Genomic DNA, 15,407 nt, shown 5'->3' with positions numbered 1-15,407 from the left:
CGTTCCGAGACGCAGCAGACATCGGCGCGAAGGCCGGCGCGGCGCGGCGCGGGTCAGGGCCCGAGCACGCGGCGCAGGTAGGCGTTCTCGAAGCGGCGGTCCGGGTCGAGCCGGTCGCGCACGGCGAGGAAGTCGTCGAACCGCGGGTAGACCGCACGCAGCGCGTCCGCGTCCCGGCTGTGCAGCTTGCCCCAGTGCGGCCGGCCCTCGTGCGCGACCATGATCTCCTCGACTGCCGAGAAGTACTCGCGCTGGTCCTCCCGGTAGTACCGGTGCACCGCGATGTAGCCGCTCTCGCGCCCGTGGGCGGTGGAGAGCCAGTTGTCGTCGGCCGCCGCGCTGCGCACCTCGATCGGGAAGGAGATGCGCCAGCCGCGCCGCTCGATCAGCGCCTTCACCTCGGCGAGCGCCGCGGGCACCGCCTCCCGCGGCAGGGCGTACTCCATCTCGCGGAACCGAACGGTGCGGTTGGTGACGAAGACGCGCGGCGCGTGGTCCGTGAAGTCGCGGTTGCCGGTGAGCCGTTGCGCCAGGCGGCTGAACGGCGGGATGACGCCGGGTGCGACGGCGCCGAGCGCGCAGACGCCGCGGTAGACGCCGTTGGCGAGCAGTTCGTCGTCGACCCAGCGCCCGGCACGTGACAGCGGCTTGCGCTCGGCCGTGAGCGGCAGCCGGGTGTTCGTCTTGGTGAGCGCCGTCTCCGTGTGCGGGAACCAGTAGAACTCGAAATGGTCCTCCGCGGCGGACCGCTCGAGGTACGACTCCATCGTCGCCTGCAGCGGTTCCGGCCGCTCGACGGCCTGGAGCAGGTACGCCGGGACGCACTGCAGCGTGACGTCGACGATCACGCCGAGCGCCCCCAGCCCGAGCCGGGCGGCCGGGAGCAGCTCCGCGTTCTGCGTCTCGTCGATGCGCAGCAGCTCCCCCAGTCCGGTCACCAGGGTGAGGCCGACGATCTGCGCCGCGAGGCCGCCGAACGATCCGCCCGTCCCGTGCGTACCGGTGGAGGTCGCGCCCGCGATGGTCTGGCGGTCGATGTCACCCATGTTCTCCAGCGCCAGGCCGTGGGGCCGGAGCAACCGCGGCAGCTGATGCAGGTGCGTGCCCGCCGCGAGCGTGACCCGTCCGCGTTCGAGGTCCACATCCAGGATGCCGTTCAGATCCTCGAGGTCGAGCTGCACGCCGGGTGCGACAGCGATGCCCGTGAAGCTGTGGCCCGCGCCGACGGGTTTGACGCGCATCCCGGTGCGGATGGCCGCCTGCACCGCGCGCTGCACCGCCTCGGCGGACGCGGGACGCTCGACGCGCTGCGGGCGCACCGCCTCGGTCCGCCCCCAGTTGCGCCAGAGTCCGCCGACCGCCGTCACAGGAAGACCTTGCCGTCGCCGCGATACGTGGCCGCCTCGCCGACCACGCGTGCACGGCCGTCCACCGTGTCCACCAGGTGGAAGGCGTCGACGTGCTCGCTGAGCTCGCCCGACTTCGTGTGCCGCAGCCAGACGCGCTCGCCGATGCGCATGACGCTCGCGGCGGCCCCGGTCAGCGGCGTCTGCACCTCGCCGGCCATCTCGCGCGTCACCATCGACAGGCCGGTCGGCCACTCCACCGACGGCATCCGGTCGGGCCCCGGAGGGCCGGAGGCGATCCACCCGCCGCCGAGCAGCGTCGCCGTGCCCGCGTCCGGGCGGCGCACGACCGAGAGGGCGAAGGACGCGGCGGGCGCCGGACGGAACGACCGGTACGTGTCGAACAGGTGCCCGCCGAAGAGCCCGCTGCCCGCGGCGATCTCGGTCACCGCGTCGTCGGAGGCGGTGAACTCCAGCGATCCGGTTCCGCCGCCGTTCACGAACTCCAGGTCGGCGATCGCACGCACCGCGGCGACCGCCTCGCCGCGCCGGCCGAGCAGCTCCTCGCGGGAGTTCTTCTGCATCCAACGCAGGGTGGCGCCCCACGCCGGCTTCCCGGGGGGATTGTCGCCCTGGCCGGCGATCTGCGCCTCGTAGCCCATCATCCCGACGAGGGCGAAGCCGGGGCGGCTGACGATCGCCGCCGCCAGCTCGCGGGCGGCGGCGGCGGAGTGCACCGGCGACCGGTAGACCCCGACGTGGCCGAGCACCGGCGCGAGCCAGGAGGAGTCGAGTTCGAGGCACAGCCGGATGGTCTCGCGCGCGCCTGGCGGCACGACGGCGTCGATGAGGTCGAGGTGCGCGATCGAGTCGACCATCAGCGTCACCCGCGAGGCCAGCTCGGGCGACGCCGCGAGCCGGCGGATCGCGCCCCGGTCGGCGGTCGGGTACCCGACCACGACATCCTCGATGGGCGGATGCTCGGCGTCACCCTCGGCGAGCCACAGCGCCTCAGGCAGCGTGTACGCGAGCACGCCCGCGTACCCGGGCAGCGCGAGCACCGCATCCAGCACCGACCGGACGCGCACCGACTTGGACGCGACCCGGATGCTCTTCGTCGCGCGCCCGGACGGCACGGCCGCGCGCCGCAGCATGTCGTGCGCGTTGTGCCGGAGGGCGGGCAGGTGCAGCACGGCGAGCGGCGGGTCCAGCTGGGCGGTCGCGGCGGAGAGCGACGGCCAGAACACGTCGGGCGTCGTCCAGGTGCGCTCGGCGGCGACCGGCGGGGTAGCGAGGTTCAGGTCGGTCATCAGCGCACCGCTTTCACTCGGGCGACCGCGAACGCACCCGCGAACGCGAACAGGGCGGACAGGACGAACAGGCCGGCGAAGCCGCCGAGGGCGGCGACGATCATCGCGCCGAAGAGCGGGGCGACGGCCTGCGGAACGGCGAGGGCGATGTTCATGATCCCCAGGTCTTTGCCGCGGGTCTCCGGGTCGGGCAGCACCTGGGTGGCGAGCGCCTGGTCGACGCTGAGGAAGCAGCCGTACCCCACACCGAGCAGCGCGGCCGCGACGAACGCGACCGACAGGTCCGGCACGAAGGCGAGCAGCAGCGCCGCGACACCCTGCACCGCCGAGGACGCGAACACGAACGCCTTGCGGCGGCCCAGCCGGTCGGAGAGCCGACCGAGCGCGAGCGACGCGACGATGACGAACACCATGTAGATGAGGATGAGGACGAGCAGGTCGTCGTCGGCGTTCGGGTCGCGCAGGCCGAACTCCAGGAAGTACAGCAGCAGCGACGTCCCGAACGCGTTGCCGAAGTTGACGAGCACGCGGCTGAGCAGCGTCCAGCCGAAGTCGGGATGCGCGCGCGGGCTGATCCACAGCCCCTCGATGACGCCGCGCACCGACATCCGCTCCCGCAGCTCCGTCGGAAGCACCGCATCCGGAAGCAGCAGGAACGGCAGCACGAGGATGAGCAGCAGCACCGCCATCGCGGTGTACCCGACGAACGCGCCGACGAAGACGTAGGTGACCAGGGCGACGCCGAGGATGATCCCGATCGCCTGCGGGGCGCTGATCCAGCCGCTCACGTAGCCGCGCTGGTCGACCGGCACCTGGTCGCTGATGGTCGCCGTGAGCGCCGCGGTGAGGATGCAGAACCCGGTGAGCGCCAGCGACCAGAACACGCCCATCCCGACGATGCTCGTCTGCAGCCCGAGCAGGACGAGGGACACCGCGAAGACCACGGCGCCGGCGGCGATCCACGGGCGGCGGCGGCCGAACCGGCTCGTGGTCCGGTCGGAGAGCGCACCCGTCAGCGGGTAGGCGACGATCGCGCAGACGCCCGAGATGCCCGAGATCACGCCGAACGCGACGACGTTGTCGACCCACGACGTGGTGTGCAGCTCGGTCTGCACCTGGTCGGGCAGGAGCTTCTGGATGGGCGCGAGCTGCGCCATCCACGCCCCCAGCCACGCGACGGCGAACGCGGCGATCCACCGGCCCGGCACCTTGCGGACGGGCTCGGCGAAGACCGCCGGCGTGGAGGTGTTCGTCATCGGCGGCCTGCTTTCGGGTCGGAGGTGCGGGATGCGGCGGTACGGGATGCGGCGGTGCTGGATGCGGCGGGCGCGTGGCCGTCGGATGCGGCGGGCGCCGTCAGGGCGGCGAGCGCGTCGGCGGCGACGTCCATGGTGGCGGCGGCCGCCCGGTCGTCCCGCGTCACCAGCCAGGCGAGCGTCAGACCGTCGGTGAACGACACGAGGATGCGGGCCACCTCGTCGATCGGCCGCAGCCACATGCTGCCCGTCAGCCGTGCGGCGTCGGCGGCCGCCTGCGCGGCGACGGCGTGGTAACGCGCGTACTGGCGCTGCGCGAGCCGCTCGAAACCGGGCTCGCGGAGCGCCCACTGGGTCAGCTCGAGCATCGCCTTCTCGCGGTCGGGGTCGGCGCGGACGCCGTCGAAGTAGTGCTGGAGCCCGGCGCGGACCGCTTCGCGCATCCCGACACCGTGCCCGCCGTCGCCGCCCGCCAGCACCGGCGCGAAGTCCCTCTGCTCGCTTTCGACGGCCGCCTCGATGAGCTCGGCCATCAGCTCGTCCCGCGATGCGAACACGTAGTGGAAGGAGGCCAGGGGCATGTCCGCCTCGGCGACGATCCGCCGGGTGGTGGCCGCGGCGACGCCGTCGCGCGCGATCAGCCGGAGCGCAGCCTGGACCAGCGCCGTGCGCCGGTCCGCCACCGGGATACGCGTCATCCGGACTCCTGAGGCTCTGCCGCGCCCCATCGCGCGGGAGAAAGTGGGACAGTCGTCCCAGATGTCAGTATGCCGCAAATTGTGTCGATGAGTTTGACACGCCCGGGCCGTACCCCCTGGAATGGGGTGGAATGCGGGGATTTACGAGCGACGTGTCACCACCAGTCCGGCCACGGGGGTCGAGCGGACTGGTGTCGTTCGCGACCGTCGCCGCGCTGGCGGTTCTGCTGTTCAGCGCCGCCGGACTGATCGGGGACGCGCCTCCCGCGACCGCGACTCCCGCCCCTCACGCATCCCTCGCACCGCAGCACCTCGCGTCACCGTACGCCGCAGCACACGAAGCACCCGCCTCGGCGGCACCGCAGCCGCCCGCCGCAGCTCCCGCGGACACCCAACCGCCGTCGAGCACCCCCTCGCCGCCGCCCACACCGCAGCCGCTGAGGATGGACGCCCTCCCGACCGGGCTCGTCACCTCCTTTCCGCTCCCCGTCTCGGGCACCGCCACGCCCGGCGACGTCGTCGCGGTGTCCGCCGGCTCCACGCCGGGCGCCTCCGAGAGCTGCCAGGCGACCGTCGGAGACGACGGACGCTGGTCGTGCGGGCTCGCCTCGCTGCCGGACGGCGGCGGGGTGGCCGTGCGGGCCGAGGCGCGGTCGACCGGCGAGTCCACCGGTGACCGGGTGGATGTGCTGCACCCGCCCACGATCAGCGGCAGCGGGGTCGTCTCCACGTCCGGCGCCGTCCGCGGCACCGCCTTCCCCGGCGCGCGGGTGACCGTGACCGCCGAGACGGGCGCGAGCTGCACCTTCCCGGCGGACTCCAACGGCGCGTGGGGATGCGTGCTGAGCGGTTCCCTGCCCGACGGGCGGCACACGGTGTCGGCCACGCAGGTCGCCGGCTTCTCCACCCAGCGCTCCGGCCGCAGCTCCGCCGTCCCGCTCGCCGTGGACCGCACCCCGCCCGGCGCCCCGAGCATCACCACCCCGGCGCCCGGCTCCTCCGCCGCTGCCGGCACGCCGGTCTCCTTCGGCGGGTCCGGCGAGTCCGGAGCACGCGTCACGCTCTACGCGCAGACGCCCGGCGGCACCACCGTCGTCTGCAGCGCGCAGGTGGTGAGCGGCGCGTGGTCGTGCGCGGGCGTCCTCGACGGCGGCGCGTACACCGTGTCGGCCCTGCAGCGCGACGCGGCCGGCAACGTCAGCCCGGGCAGCAACCCGGTCACCCTGACCGTCGCGGCCGCGGCCGGCGCTGCGGCCGCACCGACGCCGTCGCCCTCACGTACCCCGGCGCCGGCCCCCACGCCGTCGGCCCCGGCGCCCGCCGCTCCGGGTGCCGCGCCGCCCACCGGCCCGGCCAGTCCCGACACCCAGGAACGGTTCGACGCGCCGTTCACCACCGCGAGCGCACCCGTGGTGTCCGCGGCGGCGCTGCCCGGGTGGATGCGGTCGGCCGGTCTCGCCGTCGCCGCCCTGCTGCTCCTCGTGCTGCCCGCGAGGCTGCTGGCCGCGGCCCTGGCCCGCGGCCGCGCCCAGCGCGAACGCCACGGCGCGCACCGAAGCGCGCTGTTCGGCCGCAACCGGCCGCGCTCGGACGTGTCGGAGGCCTCCGCCTTGTTCGGTGAGGCCGGCGCAGCGCGAGCCGCCGAGAGCGACACCCCTGCGGTCTCGCGGTCGCAGCGCTTCTGGTCGATCGCGGCCACGGGGCTTGCGACGGTGCTGCTGGTGACCCTCTCCACCCCGGTCCCCGACGCGGGCACGTACCCGAGCGTCCTGGTCGCCGTCGCCCTCGCCGTCGCGGCCGTGAACGCCGTGTGGGTGCTCGCGGGCCGCGGTCTCGCGCCGCATCTGCACCTGCCTGTGCCCCACCTGGTGCTGCGCCCGGGCCTGCTCGTGGTGGTCGCGGTCGCGGCGATCGGATCGCGCGTCCTGGGTCTCTCCCCCGCCCTGCTGTTCGCCCTGGTCCTCGGGCTCGCCCTCGGACCGCACGCCGGACGGGTGCGGCGCGGACGCATCGCCGCCGTCCAGGTGTCCGCCGTCGCCGCGCTGGGCGTGCTCGCGTGGCTCGCGGTCGGCCTGCTGGGGGTCCCGTCCGACCCGGCGAGCGCGTTCGTCGTCGAACTCGTCAACGCCCTCGCCCTGACCGGCATCGGCTCGGCGGCAGTGATGCTGCTGCCGATCGGCGGCCTGGCCGGACGTGCGATCGCGCAGTGGTCGCGCTGGCTGTGGGCGGGGCTCAGCCTGGTGGTCTACACCGTGCTGTTCGCGCTGCTGCTGCCCGTGGCATCCCTCGTCGAGCGCGGGGTGGGCATCCTGGTCATCGTCGCGGTGGCCGTCGGCTTCGCGGCGACCAGCGTCGCGGTGTGGCTGTGGGAGCGGTACGTCGCGCCCGCGCTCGACCGCAGCGTGCCCTAGGCCCGGCGGTCGGCCGTGACCGCGTCGACGTAGAACCAGTCGCGCCCGTCGCGGACGAAGCGCGAGACCTCGTGGAGGCTCCCCCGCTCGGCGCCCTTGTAGTGCGCGACGAACTCGACCACACCGTCGGTGTCGAACGGTCCGCCGCGCTCCGTGCGCTCGATGTCGAGCCGGTACCAGCGGACATCCGGGTCGAGCGTGAGCTCGGCGGGACGCGTCGTGGGATGCCAGCTGCGCAGCAGGTAGCCGGCGTCGCCGAGGGCGAACGCGCTGAACCGCGACCGCATCAGCCGCTCCGCGGTGGGAGCGGGCTCGCCGCGGTGCAGCGGGCCGCAGCACGCGTCGTAGGTCTCGCCGCTCAGGCAAGGACAGCGGGTGGTCACCCACCGAGCCTAGCCGCGCGTCGCGCCCGCTCAGGCCCGGCTCCGGCCCCGGATATGGAGACCCGGCCGACGCCCACGTCGGGGGGATCCTGGGCGCCGGCCGGGTCGGGGACACCTCACCAGAAAGGGTGTCGGCCATCATTGTGGTCCCCGAAGGTGAGCGGGTTCTTCGGACGTCCTGAAGGTCTTCGCAGACGCGGGGGCGCGCGACGCTGTCTAGCGCGGCTCTCGCATGGCATCCCATCATGGTGACGCCCGCCGCGGTGCCGGCCGGGTGTGAGGACGGCGGGTGCGGGTGCAGAGATGATCCGGGACGATCCGAAGACGGCGCGCTCTGCGCTCCGGCGTCTCGCGGCGGCGTCCGCCGTGATCCTCCTGGCGTGCCTGTCGGCTGCCGGCGCGGCGGTCCCGGCGCAGGCGACCGTCGCGGGCCGTCCGGGCGTGCCGCAGCCGCCGACCCCGCTGTACACCGAGGACTTCTCGGCCCGCAATGCCACCGCTGCACCGATCGACATCGTCGACTACCAGGGGACGCCCGGCACCGTCTACGCGCCCGGCATCTCCGGCGCGTTCTCGGAGACGTACTCGGCCGACCGGAACTGGCAGGGCGCGGGCGGCTTCTGCAACGGATGGATCGTCAACGCCTCGACCCCGACCTGCCAGAACGGACTGCTGCACGACCTGTCGACGAAGCTCGGCCGCTACCAGGGGATGACGGCGGCCGCCGCCGCGACGAATCAGGCGGTCGCCGCCGCGACGGGCGGGAACCCGGGGCCGGGCGTACAGCTGCTGACGAACACGCCCATCCCGGCCGTCGCCGGGCACTTCTACCAGGTGACCGCGCTGTTCGGGGAGGCCAGCTGCCCGAACGGAGCGACGACTGCGCTCGAACGGTTCACCCTGCTGGTCGACGGGCAGCGCAACGTGGTGGCGAACAACCTGGTGCCCTGCACCGATCCGGGCCGCGTCGACTTCGGCGGCGGCACCGTGGTCGCGCCGCTCAAGTCGTCGGTGCTGCACCTGGCGCCGACGGGCTCGCCGAAACTGCAGGTGGAGATCTACAACGCCCAAGGGTCGGGCGCGGGAAACGACGTGGCCTTCGACCTCCCGCAGATCCTCGACGTGACGCCTCAGCTGGACAAGGCGTTCGCGCCCGGCTCGATCGCGTCCGGCGGAGTGGCGTCGCTGACGTACACGGTCACGAACACGCTCGAACTGGCCGCGAAAGCCGGGTGGGGTTTCACCGACGACCTGCCGGCGGGGCTCACGACGACCGGCGTGACGTCGTCGACGTGCCCGGCCGGCACCCTCACGGCCACCCCCGGCGGCAGCACGGTGACGGTCACGGGAGGGACGCTGGCGGCCGGTCAGTCGTCGTGCTCCCTCACCGTGCAGGTGACGGCCTCCGCGCCGGGGACGTACGTGAACGGGCCGGGCAACTTCCCCGCGGGGGCGACCGGGCTGAACGGGCTGAACCCGCCGGCGGACACCGCCCTGACCGTGCAACCGCCCGCATCCCTGGTGCTGACCAAGTCGTCCTCCACGACCGCCATCTCCGCGGTGGGGCAGAAGATCGCGTACCGCTTCGAGGTGGTCAATCGCGGCGACGTCCCGGTGACCGGGCTCCAGGTGGTGGACACGGAGGCTCCGCCGGCGACGCAGGGCGCCCTGTCGCCCATCCTCTGCCCGGTGACGGACCTGCCACCCCATGCCTCCACGACCTGCACGGCGACCTACACGGTGACGCAGGCGGACCTCGACAACGGCGGGGTCACGGACACTGCGACGGCGACCGCGCTGGACCCGTCGATGACGACCGTGACCACTCCGCCGTCGCGGTTGACGATCGGGGTGCCCGCTCCCGGCCTGACGGTGACGAAGTCCTCGACCACGGCGCTGGTCTCCTCCGTGGGGCAGCGCGTGCCGTACACGTTCGCCGTGACCAACTCCGGCAACGTCCAGCTGTTCGGCGTGCAGGTGACCGACACGGTCGCCGCGCCGGGCTCGCCGGGGAACCTCACGCCGGCGAGCTGCCCGGAGCCGTCCCTCGCCCCGGGCGAGTCGGAGGTCTGCACCGCCGCCTACACCGCCACCCAGGCCGACCTGGCGAACGGGTCGCTGCGGGATTCGGCGGTCGCGACCGCGTCGGATGTGACGGGTGCCGCGGTGACGTCCGCACCGTCGGCGCTGAGCATCCCCGCAAGCCTGCCCGGTGCCCTATCGGTCGTGAAATCCTCCACCGTGACGACCCTGCCGGCGGTGGGTCAGCCCATCCCGTACACGTTCACCGTGACCAACAACTCCGCGGTGACCATCTCCAACGTCAGCGTGACCGACACCCAGCAGGCGCCGGCGCTTCCGGCGAACATGACGCCGGTGACCTGCGCGGCGACCGTCCTCGCCGCGGGAGCCTCGACGACCTGCACCGGGACGTACACGGTGACGTCCGCGGACGCGAACAACGGCCAGGTCTCCGACATCGCGGTGGCCCGGGGCACCGATCCGGCGAACGCGCCGGTGACGTCGGCGCCGTCCACGCTGACGATCGCCGTCCCGATCGCGACGCTGGGGCTCGTCAAGAGGACGACGGCCCTCTCCGTCTCCGCCGTCGGGCAGCAGGTGCCGTACACGTTCGAGGTGACCAACACGGGGAACGTCCCGGTGACCGGTGTCGCGGTCGCGGACACCCCCACGCCGCCGTCGCTGCCGGGCAACCTGTCCCCGGTGGTCTGCCCGCAGCCGACGCTCGCCCCCGGCGCGCAGGAGGTGTGCACCGGCAGCTACACCGTCGCCGCCGCCGACCTGGCCAACGGGTCCGTGAACGACTCCGCGGTGGCGACCGGCCGGGATCCGTCCGGTGCAGCGGTGACGTCGCCCCAGTCGTCGCAGTCCGTGCCGGTGCAGACCTCGGCGCTGACCATCATCAAATCCACGCGGACGGACGGGATCTCCCGTGTCGGCCAGGTGCTGCAGCTGACCTTCACGGTCACCAACAACTCCGACGTGGCGTATCACGACGTCGGCGTGGTGGACACGACGCTCTCCCCCTCCGGAGAGGACGCCACCGGGCCTGTGTTCTGCCCGCAGCCCGTCCTGGGCCCGCGGCAGACGGAGACGTGCAGCGCCTCGCACGTGGTGACCGCCGCGGACCTGAGCAACGGCTTCGTCAGCGACAGCGCCTACGCGCAGGGCACGGACCCGGGCGGCGCCGTCTTCCGCACCGCGGACTCGAGCCTGGTCGTCCCGGTGGACCCGCAGCCCGGGATCTCGCTGGTCAAGACCACCACGACCTCGCGCATCCACACCGTCGGGGAGCAGACCCGGTACACGTTCACGATCACGGACACGGGCAACACGGCGCTGACCGACGTGGCGGTGCAGGACACGGTGCTCCCGCCCGCGACGCCCGGCGGCCTGGGGCCGGTGGACTGCCCGGCGACCTCGCTGACGCCGGGAGACAGCATCGACTGCACGGGGACCTACACAGTGACCCAGGCCGACCTGGACCGCGGGTTCGTGACCGACTCGGCCACCGTCACGGCGACGGCGCCGGACGGGAGCACGGTGACCTCGCGTGCCTCGCGGGTCACCATCCCCGCCGAGCCGGCGCTCGCGCTCACCAAATCGTCGACCACCGCCTTCATCGACCACGCCGGGCAGGTGGTTCCGTACACGTTCGCCGTCCGCAACCTCGGGCCCGGACCGGTCACCGGCATCGCAGTGACGGATCGGCAGCTCGCGCCCGCGTCGCCGGGGGCGATGTCCGGAATCCGCTGCCCGGACGGCACGCTCGCGGAGGGTGAGTCCGTCACCTGCACCGGCACGTACACGGTGACCCAGGCCGACATCAACCACGGCTCCCTCGACGACGTCGCCGTGGCGTCGGCGACCGACCAGGACGGCATCGCCCTGCCGCCGTCCGATCCGTCGGCCGACAGCATCCCCGCGGCGCAGTCCCCCGAACTGACGGTCGCGAAGTCGTCGTCGACCAGCGTGATCACCGCCGCCGGCCAGCCGGTGGCGTTCAGCTACCTCGTCACCAACACCGGGAACACCACGATCCGCGACCTCGTCGTGGCCGACACGGTGCAGGCGCCCGGTTCGCCCGCCGCGCTCTCGCCCGTCACGTGCCTGCAGAGGACCCTCCAGCCCGGCGAGCGCGCCATCTGCACCGCGGACTACCTCACGACCGCCGCCGATCTCGCGAACGGATCGCTCTCGGACACCGCGGTCGCCAGCGGCACCGACCCCGCCGGGGCGACGATCGACAGCCCGCCCACCAGCCTCACCATCCCCGCGCCCGCCGCCGCGCCGGCGCTCACCATCGTGAAGTCCTCCGCGACCGCCACCGTCACGGGTCTCTTCGATCGCGTCGACTACACCTTCCTGGTCACCAACACCGGCTCGCAGACCGTCAGCGGACTGCAGGTGCAGGACACCCAGACCCCTCCCGCGAACCAGGCGAACCTGAGCGTGGTCACCTGCCCGACGCAGACGCTGGCACCCGGAGCGCAGACGCTCTGCACCGCCCGCTACACGGTGACGCAACCGGACCTGGACAACGGGCTCATCGCCGACAGCGCCACGGCGACCGGCAGCACGCCCGCCGGTCCGGTGACCGCCCAGCCGTCGCACGTCCAGGTGGCGGTCTCGTCGGCCGCGGCGCGACTGGAGGTGACCAAGACGACTCCCGCGACGGCCGTGACCGGGCCGGGCCAGACCATCCCGTACACGTTCACCGTGCGGAACTCCGGGTCGCAGACGCTCTCCGGACTGGTGGTCGCGGACACGGTCGCCGCGCCCTCGCGACAGAGCGACCTCAGCGCGATCGACTGCCCCACCACGACACTGCCGCCGGGGGCCACCACGACGTGCAGCGCCGAGTACACCACGACACAGGCGGACATCAACAACGGGTTGATCACGGACGTCGCGTCGGCCGTCGCCACCACGCCCTCCGGGAGCACGGTCGCGACGCAGTCGAACGACGTCAGCATCCCCGCCTCCGCCGTGAGCGGTCTCACCCTGACCAAGGCCACCACGACGGCGACGATCACGGATGCGGGCCAGGAGATCCCCTACACGTTCACGGTCGTCAACACCGGGAACCAGTCGATCGCCGGCCTGGCGGTCACCGACACGGTCGCGCCGCCGGCGGATCCCGGAGGGCTGAGCGCGGTGCGCTGCCCGGTCACGTCGCTGTCGCCGGCGGGGTCGACCACCTGCACGGCCACGTACACCGTCAGCCAAGCCGACGTGGACTCCGGCTCGGTGACCGATTCGGCGACGGCCACCGCGAACACCGCCGGGGGCGAGACCGTGACCTCCGCCCTGTCGACGGTGAGCGTCCCGGTCGCCCCGCACATCGCGCTGGAACTCGCCAAGCAGAGCACGGTGACGACCGTGTCCGCGGTGGGCGAGCGGATCCCCTACCGGTTCACGGTCCGGAACGCCGGCAACCAGACCCTGGCCGCGGTCACCGTGATCGACACGGTGCAGCCTCCCGGCGATCCCGCCGCGCTGACGCCCGTGACCTGCCCGTCGACGTCCCTGGCACCGGATGCGGAGCTGGTGTGCGAGGCGTCGTACACCGTCACCCAGGCCGACCTCGACCACGGATCGGTGGATGATCGGGCCATCGCGCAGGGGATCGCGCCGGGACTCGTCCCGGTCACCTCCGACGCAGCGACCCTCGGCATCCCGGCGGCGCAGTCGCCCGCCCTCACCGTGGTGAAGTCCGTCGACGCCACCGGGGACGCGCCGGGGACGATCACCGGCTACACCTTCGTCGTGACGAACACCGGCAACACCACGCTCACGGGGATCGCGGTGACGGACACCGAGTTCACCGGCACCGGGACCTCGCCGCAGGTCGCCTGCCCGGTCACGACGCTGGCGCCCGGGGATCAGGTGGTGTGCACCGCCACGTACACCCTCACCCAGGAGGACGCCGACAACGGCGGAGTGCGGAACTCCGCCGTCGCGACCGGTACCGCACCCGATGGCAGCGCCATCACGTCACCGCCGTGGACGGCGCAGCTCCCCATCGTGCAGACGCCCGCCCTCGCTCTGGAGAAGAGCGCCGACCCGCCCACGGCCGACGTTGCGGGCGCCGACATCTCCTACTCCTACCGCGTCACCAACATCGGCAACGTCACCGTCGGCTCCATCGCCATCGCCGAGACGGCGTTCACCGGGACCGGGACGCCACCCGCGCCCGTGTGCCCGCTCCCCACGCTCGCGCCCGGCCAGGTGGAGACCTGCACCGCCGGGTACACCCTGACGCAGGACGACGTGGACGCGGGAACCGTCCGCAACACCGCTGCGGCCGGGGGCAGGGCACCGGACGGCACCGCGGTCGCCTCGGCACCCTCCGCCGCCACGGTCACCATCGCCTCCCAGTCGGGCCTGTCGCTCGTGAAGGGCACGACGACGCCCACCATCACCGGCACGGGCCAGGTCGTCCCCTACACCTTCACCGTCACGAACACCGGGAACCAGACCGTCACCGGGCTCGCCGTCACCGACACCGTCAGCCCGCCGCCCGATCCGGCAAGCGCCAGCCCGGTGCACTGCCCGGCGACCTCTCTGCCGCCCGGCGCATCCACCGTCTGCACCGCGACGTACACCGTCACCCAGGCGGACCTGGACAGCGGTGCGATCAGCGACACCGCACGCGCCACCGCCGTCAGCCCGGCCGGACCAGTGGATGCGCCACCCGCGGTCCACACCGTCCCCGTTGTGCCCGAACCCGGCCTCGTGCTGACCAAGACCGCCTCCCCGGAACCGGTCACGGAGGTCGGCCAGCGCGTCACCTACACGTACACGGTCACCAACACCGGCAACCAGACGGTCACCGCGACCGAGGTCACCGACACCGTCGCACCGCCCGCCGACCCCGCCGCGCTCTCCCCCGTCATCTGCCCCGCCGCCGCGCTCGCCCCCGGTGAGAGCACCGCCTGCACGGCGACGTACACGACCACGCGGGCGGATGTTGACAGCGGCACCCTCACGAACACGGCCACCGCGTCCGCCCAGCTGCCGAGCGGGCTCGCCGTGTCGTCGCTTCCCGACACGGTCGAGCTGAGCATCCCCGCCGCTCCCGCCCTCAGCATCCACAAGAGCGCCCCCGCCTTCGCACCCGACGACTACACGGCGGGCAGCGTCGTGACGTACGAGTACCGCGTCGTCAACGCCGGCAACGTCACCCTCGGCGACCTGGCCCTCACGGAGACCCTGTTCACGGGGACGGGCACGCCACCCGCCCCGATCTGCCCCGTCACGGAGCTCCCGTCCGGTGCCGCCACGACGTGCACGGCGACGTACACCCTGACGGCCGCCGACGTGTCCAACGGCACGACCTCGAACCAGGCGACCGCCACGGCGACCGCCCCCTCGGGGCTGCCCGTGACGGGCACCAGCAACCTGCTCAGCCTCCCCAGCTTCCCCCAGCCGCACCTGACCCTCGCCAAGACCGTCACGCCGGGAACGTTCGCCGCCGGCGACACCCTCGAGTACACCTACACGGTCACGAACACGGGGAACATCACGGTCCGTCAGTTGGGCATCACGGAGGCGGCATTCACCGGGACCGGGCCCCTGCCCGTTCCCGACTGCCCGGATGAGCTGCTCCCGCCGGGAGGTCAGGTGACCTGCACTGCGGGGTACACGCCCACGGCCGCGGACCTCCGCGGGGCGGGTGTCACCAACGTCGCCGTGGCGACCGCGACGGATCTGCTCGGCACGTCCGTGACCTCGGGCTCCGCCACCGCGGTCGCCAGGGTGGCCGAGGCACCCGTCGTCCCACCGCAGACCCCGGCGGCGCCCGCCCAGCCGTCGGCCTCCGACCTCGCGTCGACCGGAGCACAGCGTCCCGACGGGACGCTGATCGCGGTCGCGCTCTTCGCCATCGGGCTCGGGGTGCTCAGCCTGCTCACCCGGCACGGACGGCGCCGGGCGAGCACGACGGTGTAGCGTTGAGCCCATGGAAGGTCTGCTCATCG

At 73.2% G+C, this 15,407-nt stretch carries 7 protein-coding genes; 2 read left to right on the top strand and 5 right to left on the bottom strand.

Features of this window, described 5'->3' with window-relative positions; genetic code table 11:
* Positions 1 to 53: 53 nt before the first annotated feature.
* The 4 genes from ACTJI1_RS04505 to ACTJI1_RS04490 are packed head-to-tail and all read right to left on the bottom strand — an operon-like array spanning position 54 to position 4,610.
* On the bottom strand, positions 54 to 1,367 hold the full coding sequence (locus ACTJI1_RS04505; RefSeq protein ID WP_440741709.1) for a D-arabinono-1,4-lactone oxidase: 1,314 nt from the start codon (positions 1,365 to 1,367) through the stop codon (positions 54 to 56).
* The gene (locus ACTJI1_RS04500; RefSeq protein WP_440741708.1) at positions 1,364 to 2,656 is read right to left on the bottom strand and encodes an amino acid deaminase/aldolase; all 1,293 of its coding nucleotides are present in this window, start codon (positions 2,654 to 2,656) and stop codon (positions 1,364 to 1,366) included. Before ACTJI1_RS04500 ends, ACTJI1_RS04505 begins: the two co-directional genes overlap by 4 nt.
* A complete protein-coding gene (locus ACTJI1_RS04495) occupies positions 2,656 to 3,912 on the bottom strand; it encodes an MFS transporter (protein ID WP_440741707.1) in 1,257 nt (418 codons plus the stop codon). The genes ACTJI1_RS04500 and ACTJI1_RS04495 overlap by 1 nt, the downstream gene beginning before the upstream one ends.
* Positions 3,909 to 4,610, bottom strand: coding sequence for a TetR/AcrR family transcriptional regulator (locus ACTJI1_RS04490; RefSeq protein ID WP_440741706.1), 702 nt, complete (start codon positions 4,608 to 4,610; stop codon positions 3,909 to 3,911). The genes ACTJI1_RS04495 and ACTJI1_RS04490 overlap by 4 nt, the downstream gene beginning before the upstream one ends.
* Before the next feature lie 152 nt (positions 4,611 to 4,762).
* Here ACTJI1_RS04490 and ACTJI1_RS04485 point away from each other — a divergent pair, with 152 nt between their 5' ends.
* Positions 4,763 to 7,021, top strand: a complete 2,259-nt coding sequence (locus tag ACTJI1_RS04485; protein WP_440741705.1) for an Ig-like domain-containing protein — start codon at positions 4,763 to 4,765, stop codon at positions 7,019 to 7,021.
* Here ACTJI1_RS04485 and ACTJI1_RS04480 read toward each other — a convergent pair.
* Positions 7,018 to 7,404: a YchJ family protein gene (locus tag ACTJI1_RS04480; protein ID WP_440741704.1), complete on the bottom strand. Its 387-nt coding sequence runs from the start codon at positions 7,402 to 7,404 to the stop codon at positions 7,018 to 7,020. The two genes, ACTJI1_RS04485 and ACTJI1_RS04480, sit on opposite strands and share 4 nt — an antisense overlap.
* A gap of 303 nt (positions 7,405 to 7,707) precedes the next feature.
* Between ACTJI1_RS04480 and ACTJI1_RS04475 the strand changes: the two genes are divergently transcribed.
* Entirely contained in the window at positions 7,708 to 15,378 is a 7,671-nt protein-coding gene (locus tag ACTJI1_RS04475; RefSeq protein WP_440741703.1) for a DUF7507 domain-containing protein, read from the top strand.
* Positions 15,379 to 15,407: the final 29 nt, after the last annotated feature.

It is taken from the genome of Leifsonia sp. 22587 (genome assembly GCF_052044215.1).
In the GTDB taxonomy this organism is placed as follows: Bacteria; Actinomycetota; Actinomycetes; order Actinomycetales; family Microbacteriaceae; genus Leifsonia; species Leifsonia shinshuensis_C.
The sequence above is the reverse complement of the archived record's forward strand: the minus strand, read 5'-3'. Positions and strand labels throughout refer to the sequence as shown.